The sequence below is a fragment of the uncultured Meiothermus sp. genome (assembly GCF_937863175.1).
Taxonomy (GTDB): domain Bacteria; phylum Deinococcota; class Deinococci; order Deinococcales; family Thermaceae; genus Meiothermus.
Genome location: NZ_CALMCQ010000454.1, coordinates 1 through 7,114 on the forward strand (window position 1 = coordinate 1; position 7,114 = coordinate 7,114).

Annotated in this window: 5 protein-coding genes; 1 reads left to right on the top strand and 4 read right to left on the bottom strand. The window is 61.4% G+C overall.

Translation table 11 applies throughout. The features are described 5' to 3' along the window. Nucleotides 1-98 precede the first annotated feature (98 nt). Nucleotides 99-620 (top strand): hypothetical protein, encoded by a 522-nt coding sequence (locus Q0288_RS17035; protein ID WP_299433286.1) that lies wholly within the window; start codon nucleotides 99-101, stop codon nucleotides 618-620. 181 nt (nucleotides 621-801) lie between these two features. On the opposite strand, the gene Q0288_RS17040 is transcribed toward Q0288_RS17035, so the two are convergent. The 4 genes from Q0288_RS17040 to Q0288_RS17055 all read right to left on the bottom strand — a co-directional run. Beyond that, complete coding sequence (locus Q0288_RS17040) at nucleotides 802-1,194, bottom strand: DinB family protein (protein ID WP_299433289.1); 393 nt, start codon at nucleotides 1,192-1,194, stop codon at nucleotides 802-804. 110 nt (nucleotides 1,195-1,304) lie between these two features. Further along, the gene (locus tag Q0288_RS17045; protein ID WP_299433292.1) at nucleotides 1,305-2,717 is read right to left on the bottom strand and encodes a response regulator; all 1,413 of its coding nucleotides are present in this window, start codon (nucleotides 2,715-2,717) and stop codon (nucleotides 1,305-1,307) included. Nucleotide 2,718: 1 nt separating this feature from the next. Next, the gene (locus Q0288_RS17050; protein WP_299433295.1) at nucleotides 2,719-6,579 is read right to left on the bottom strand and encodes a GAF domain-containing protein; all 3,861 of its coding nucleotides are present in this window, start codon (nucleotides 6,577-6,579) and stop codon (nucleotides 2,719-2,721) included. A gap of 2 nt (nucleotides 6,580-6,581) precedes the next feature. Continuing rightward, a partial coding sequence (locus Q0288_RS17055; protein ID WP_299433298.1) for a hypothetical protein occupies nucleotides 6,582-7,114 on the bottom strand: 533 nt, incomplete at its 5' end.

Consider the following 7,114-nt stretch of genomic DNA (forward strand, 5'->3'; position numbering starts at 1 on the left):
GAGGTGACTAAGATTGAACCATTGGTGGTCTCAAAATAGGGGCGCACTACAATCTACAGCCCTACTACCCGCTCATCGCCAGCCTGCTTCTCTTCCTGGTGCCCACCCTGGTGAGCATTATGGTGGGCTTCCTGCTCTTGGACGAGAAGGACGAGCGCACCCTCCTGGCCCTGCTGGTCTCGCCGCTGCCGCTGAGCCACTTCCTGCTCTACCGCGCCGCGCTCCCGACAGTGCTGGGCATGGCGGTCACGCTGCTGACCTTTCCCTTAACCAACCTGGTGCAGATCGGGTTGGCTGAGCTTCTTTTGGTCTGCTTCCTGGCTGCGCTCACCGGCCCCATCAACGCGCTGTTCCTGGCGGCCTTCGCGGGCAACAAGGTGGCGGGGCTCAACGTCCTGAAGTTTGTCAATCTGGTGATGCTGCTGCCCATCGTGGCTTTCTTGGTGCCGATGCCTGTGCAGTTGTGGGCGGGCCTGATCCCACACTACTGGGGCATGAAGGTCTTCGTGCAGGCGGCGGAGGGGGAGGCGTATTGGGCCTACGCGCTGGTCGCAGCGCTGTACTCCCTGACCTTGATCGCGCTGTTGCTGTGGCAGTTTCGGCGCTCGATCCGAGCGTGAGCCGGGGGCCGCAACCCGCTACAGATCAGGCTTTACCCGGATAGGGGAATGAGTGGTAGGTGCACCCTAAATACAGCGCACCCCGGCTGGGAGCTGACGCTGAGGGTGCCACCTTGCTGCCTGACGATGTTGTAGCTGATGCTCAGACCCAGTCCTTGTCGCAGGAAGCTTTCCAACATGGCTATGCCTGGGCCAGCCGCTTTTTGTAGAGGGCGATCTGGGCTGAGTGTTCGCGCTTATGGCCGTAGTAGCTGTAGACCAGAAAATCCTCGAGATCGTACTCGGCCCCATACCAGGGCAGCAGGCCCCGCTCCTTTAGTTTGGCTTCTGGTAATTGGGCGATCTGCTCAAGCCCCTGGCGGTGCCAGTCCTGGTACTGGGCCAGGATCCCGGCGGGAGTTTTGTGCTCGCGCTGGGCCACCTGGGTGTTATTGAAGTCGGGGTTATGGATGAACTGCTCGAGGGTGGGCGTGCTGGTGGAAGCATCGCGCAGCGAGGCCAGGATTTCAGCCAGCACCTCCTCGAAGGAGGCCAGATGGGCCACCACGTCCTTGAGGCTCCAGATTCCCACCACCCCGGCAGTCTCTCCCTGGCCTCGAGAGGCATGCCACCAATGGCCTTGAGCACGGTCTGGTGCCCGTAACGGAAGACGATGCCTGCATCCACGGAAACCTCCGATACTCATCAAGCTGTCCCGGCGGGAACCAGGTGGAGTGGCAGCCGTACCTCGAAGCGGGTCTGGCCGGGTTGGGAGAAGACCTCGAGGCGACCCTGGTGTTTTTGCACCACGGTATTATGGCTGATATTGAGTCCCATCCCGATTCCCTTTCCGGGGGGCTTGGTGGTGAAGAAGGGGTCGAAGACCCTGGACTGAACCTCGGCAGAAATACCCGGCCCATCGTCCTCGACCTCCACAATGACCCACTGCCCATCGTGGCGGGTGCGCAGGGTGATGGAGCCCTGGCCGTTCATGGCATCTATGGCGTTTTCAATCAGGTTCGTCCAGACCTGGTTGAGTTCACTACCGTAGGCCTGGATGGTAGGCAGGTTGGGGTCGTACTGACGGTGCACCGTGACTCCCTGCTTGAGCCTGCTATGCAGCATGACTAAGGTGCTGTCCAGCCCTTCGTGCAGGTTCACGCTCTGCAGCGGTGCCTGGTCGAGGTAGCTGTAGGTTTTGAGGGCCTTGACGATTTCGCTGATGTGCCGGCTGCCGGTACCGATCTCCTCAAGCAGGTTGTAAACAACATACGTGCAGTTCAGCCACTCCATCAGGGCTGGGAGTTGCGACTGGGTAAACGGTGCAGACAGGCTTTCAAGATCACCTCGACGATACCCGAGGTTGACCAGATTGGGCGCGACCTCCCAGGCGTTTTCGATCTGGTGATCCTCGAGCCAATCCTCGAGCTCCACCGTGCGGTCAGAGGTCTCGAGGGGCTCGAGGCGGAGGGGTTGCTGGACTTTGGCTCGAGCCTGCCGGTCGAGATCGCCCAAAGATTCCCACTGCGGCCCGCTCAATCCTTGATGGCCCAGCCCCACCAGGGTCTCCTGCAACCGCGCGAAAGCGATCTGCATCTGGGCGGCCCCGCGCTGGGCAGCAGCAGCGGGGTTGTTCAGTTCGTGGGCCATACCCGCGCTCAGGCGGCCCAGGGTGGCCAGCTTCTCGTTCTGGCGCAGCGCGAACTCCTGCTGAAGAAAAGCCTTCTCGAGGTCGCGCAGCTTCTTGCGCTGCAAGCTGGCGCCCAGCCGCGCCCGCAGCAGCACCGGGTTGAAGGGTTTGCTCAGATAATCCTCGGCTCCCATCTCGATGCAGCGCACCGCGCTGTCCAGCTCGTCGAGCGCCGAAATCACGATCACCGGGATATCGCACAATTCGGGATCCGCCTTAATGCGCCCCAGGGTCTGATACCCGTCCAGTCCTGGCATCAGGATGTCCAGCAGTACCACCTCGAAGGGCTCCTGGTACAGCAAATCGAGGGCTTGTTGCCCCTCCTCCGCCAACGCCACCTGGTGTCCCTCGGCCTCGAGGCTTCTGGATAAAGTCAGGCGGTTGACGCGGTTGTCGTCCACCACCAGAATCTTGCCGCGCTCGGCCACCCTAGCCCTCCACCCGTCCCCGCGCCCGCAGGCCCCTGAGCGCTGCCTCGACCCGTGGGTACTCGGCCCGAATCTGCCCCACCAGTTCGGCGGCCCCCTCGAGTGAACCCCCTTTGGTCAGATGCTCGAGCTCCTTGCACAAAGCTGAAAACTCCCCGGCTCCAAAATCCGCCCCATTGGACTTCAAACTATGTGCTACCCGCCGCACTCCCACCGCGTCCCCAGCCGCGAGAAACCGCTGCATCTCCGCCAACAGCCCGGGTGCATCCTCCAAAAACGAGTCCACCAATTCCGCTAAAAACCCAAACTCTCCACCCAGCACCTCTTGCAGGTTTTTGAGTGCATTGGTATCAAGGGAGGCTGGTGGCTGGTTCCCCCCGTTCCCCCTTGCCCTGCTGTTTCCCCGCCCCCCTGCCCCAACGCTTCCCAGCGCCCGCACCAGTTCCTCCACCCGGATCGGCTTGCTCACATAATCGTCCATGCCCGCAGCCAGGCACATCTCGCGGTCGCCCTGCATGGCGTTGGCGGTCATGGCGATAATTTGGGGCTGAAGGGATTGGGGCAGTTCCCGTCGGAGGCGGCGGGTGGCCTCGAGGCCATCCAGCTCGGGCATCTGTACGTCCATCAGTACCACGTCGTAGGGCTGACGTTGCACGGCTTGCAGGGCCTCGAGGCCGTTGCCCACCACATCGGCCTGGTAGCCCAGCCGGGCCAGCAGGCGCAGGGCAAGTTTTTGATTGGTGGCGTTGTCTTCGGCCAGCAGGATGCGCAAGGGGAATTGCTGGCCCATCTGTTCGTCGAGTTTTGGAGCCGGATCGCTCGGAAGTACTCGAGTACTTTGCCCCGTAAATAGCCCAATCAACGCATCAAAGAGCGAGGAGGGTTTGAGCGGCTTGGTCAGGAAGGCCGCGAACAACGGGGGGTCTTCTTTGACCTCGCGCCGCCCCAGCGAGGTCAGCATAATCAGGGGAAGCTTGGCACTGGCATTGGGCAAATCACGGATGGCCGAGGCCAGGCTCAGGCCGTCCATCTCCGGCATCTGCATGTCGAGAATCGCCACGTCAAACGCCTTGCCCTGTCGCAGCCACTCGAGGGCCTCCAGCGGTGAAGCGGTCACCTCGGTCTGCATGTGCCAGGCGCCCAGTTGTTTTTCCAGAATCTTGCGGTTGGTGGCGTTGTCATCCACAATCAAGACCCGTTTGTCTTGCAGGGCGGGCTGGATTTCCTCGAGGTAAGCCCGCCTAGGTGCAGGTGCGGCGGCAGCCCGAAGGGTGAAGTGGAAGGTCGAGCCCACGCCCACCAGGCTTTCGACCCACATCCCACCGCCCATCATCTCGGCGAGGCGTTTGCTGATCGCGAGTCCAAGGCCGGTGCCGCCAAAACGCCGTGTGGTCGAGGCATCCACCTGGCTAAAGGATTGGAACAGCCGATCCATGCGATCCGGCGGTATCCCCATCCCGCTGTCGCGCACTGCAAAGTGCAATATCCAGCTTTCCCCCTGCATCTGGCCGGATACCGACAACACCACCTCGCCCTTCTGGGTAAACTTGACCGCATTCGAAAGCAGGTTGACCAGAATCTGGCGCAGCCGGGTCACGTCCCCCACGATGGCTTCGGGGGTTTTGGGGTCAATGCTGTAGGCCAGATCCAGACCTTTTTGAGAGGCGTTGTTGGCGAGCAGGTCGAGGGCGCTTTCCACACAGGCCCGCAAATCGAAGGGTTGGTGCTCGAGGTCGAGCTTATCGGCCTCAATCTTGGAGAAGTCCAGGATGTCGTTGATGATGTTCAGCAGAGCCTCGCCGCTGCCCCGCACGGTTTCCACAAAATCGCTTTGTTCGGCGTCGAGCCTGGTGTCGCGCAACAGGCTGGTCATCCCGATGATGGCATTCATGGGGGTACGAATCTCGTGGCTCATGTTGGCCAAAAAAGCGCTCTTGGCTTCGCTGGCGGCCACGGCAGCCGCACGGGCGGCTTTGGCTTCGTCGAAAAGGCGGGCGTTCTCGAGGGTGGCCGCCAAAAACGCTGCGGCCTGCAACAGCAGCCCTTCGTCGTGTGGGCCGTAGGCGTTGGGTTTTTTACTGGCCAGGCTGAGGGTGCCGATGGCCCGCTCGCCCAGCACCAGGGGGGCGTGCATCACGGTGCGGAACCCGGCCCGGCTAAGGAAGATGGAGTCCTCGCTGGCGTGGTCGGGCAAATCCTGGCGAATCAGGCGCTTTTCTTTCACCGTCCGTCCAATCTGGGTTCCGTCGAGCCCTGGCGCAAAATCTACTTGAAAAATCCCGTCTTGCTCACTAAAGCCCAGCACCTCGAGGCCCTCCCCGTCTTCTGACAAAAAGGCCACCCGTGGGGTAGATTCGGGCAGAATCTGAGTGATATGCTCGGTGACAATCCGCACGATTTCGGCCCGCTCGGTTGCCAGGCCCATTCGCCGACCCATCTCGTTGAGGATCGAAAGCCGCCGGGCTTCTTCCTGACGGCGGGCAAAGAGGCGGGCATTGTCCAGGGCCAGCGAAGCCAGCTCGGCAAAGCGGGTTTGCAGGGCTACGTCTTCCTCGGTAAAGCGCTTTTCCGAACCTTTGCCATAGGCCAGGCCCAAAGTCCCCACCACCTGCTCCCCCGACTTTAAGGGAACCACCGCCGAAGCCTCGAGCTGGCTGTAGTCAAAACCCGCCGCGCGGTGATCCCAATGGCTAAAATCGTTGACCACAATCGGGTTTCCGCTCTCCCAGACTTGCCCCGATACCCCCTCGCCTTTGGTGAAGCGCAGCCCGATGGTGCGCGCAAAGACCCCGGTTCCCACCTTTTCCTCGAGGAATTCCTCCTCTGACCCCATCTCCAGCAGCGCCACAAAGCCATGTTCGGTGCCCAGCAGTTGCCCCGCCCGAACCACGATGGTCTGGAGCAACTCCTGCAAATCCAGACGACCAATGAGTCCGCTGGTGGTCTCTTGTAGCGCAGCCAGCAGTTGATTTTGGGTTTTGAGCCGCTCCTCGGCCTCTTTGCGCTCGGTGATGTCGGTGTGGTAGGTGCGGATGCGATCCGAGCCCGGAACCGTGTGGGAAAGTTGACGGTACCACCGCCCAGCGGCCTGTACTTCGCGCACATGAAAATCTTTGCCCTCTTCCAGCGACTCCTGCATCAACTCGAGCAAACCCCACAATGGCGGCGAATTAAAGCCATCATCCCAGCACCACGGGAAGATTTTTTGCGCCGCCGGATTCAAAAAATGCACCTTTCCGAGGGTGTCCACCTCGATGATGGGGGTGGGGTTCAAGATGGGAAAGGAGGCCAGACGGGTGAGTTCGCTGTTGGCTTTTTGCAGTTCGCTGGTCTGCCAGGCCCGGTCAATGGCGATGGCCAGATGGGTGGCAATCGAAACCGCCACCTTGATGTCCTCGCGGGCGTAGCCACTGGGTTTGGCGGTGGCAAAAGTCAGTGCGCCCAGCACCTTGCCGAAGGCCTCGAGGGGAACTGAAAGGATAGTAGCGATGGAGCCGTCCCACAGCGCGGCATCGGCGTGGAGGGCGAACTCGCTGGCCGTGGCTGCCACGTCGGTAATCAGCCGCATCTGACGGCTCTGGATCACTACGCCCATCAACCCCTGACCCACCGGAACCGCCTCGGCAGTCACACGGGGCACACTGTCGCGCTTTTCCAGCAGGGTTTGCAGTTGGTAGGTCTGACCGTCACCGCTGACCAGGGCCAGGGTGCAGCGCTCGAAGTCCAGCACCCACTTGACCTTGCCCACGAACTGCCGGAGGAGCTGCCGCAAGTCGGGGGTTTGGGCGATCAGCAGTACCACCTCGGAGAGCAGGCCGTAGCGGGTAGCCTGGATCGGGCGGATATCATTTTTGGCGGCCATACCTATCTCCACCCCAGTGCCTGGGCCACTGCGCTCTCCACGGGAAACTTGAGGGCATCCGCCAGGGTGTCATTGAAATTGCCGATAGCGGCCAAGAAGACGATCTCGACCAGCTCGGCATCGCTCAGGCCGTGTCTGCGCACCCTGTCGAAGTCCTCGGCACTCAGGTTTTTGGGATCTCTGGCGGCTTTGACCGCGAACTCGATGATGGCCTGGAGGCGTTCGGGCGAGACATGCTCGAGGTCGTCTACCAGTGCCCGCAGGGTTTCCTCGTCTACCCCCAGGGTACGGCAGGTGAGTTCGTTGGTGGCGCTGCAATACTGGCAGTGGTTGCGCTCGGCGATCGTGTAGAGGATCATAGCTACCAGCGACTGCGGAAGACTGGTCTGTTGAGAGAAGTCGCGGTACAGGGCCCAGTAAGCTTTCAAAACCAGCGGCGAGGTCGCCGCCACCTTGATCCCATTGGGGATAAACGGAATCTGCAAGGTCTGCTTGATCTCCGCGTAGATCTGGGCCACCTCGAGCGGGGCGGTTT

Bases quoted from the DNA above. Each gene is read 5' to 3' on its own strand.
- Q0288_RS17050 (WP_299433295.1), bottom strand. From the start codon at position 6,579: ATGGCCGCCAAAAATGATATCCGCCCGATCCAGGCTACCCGCTACGGC.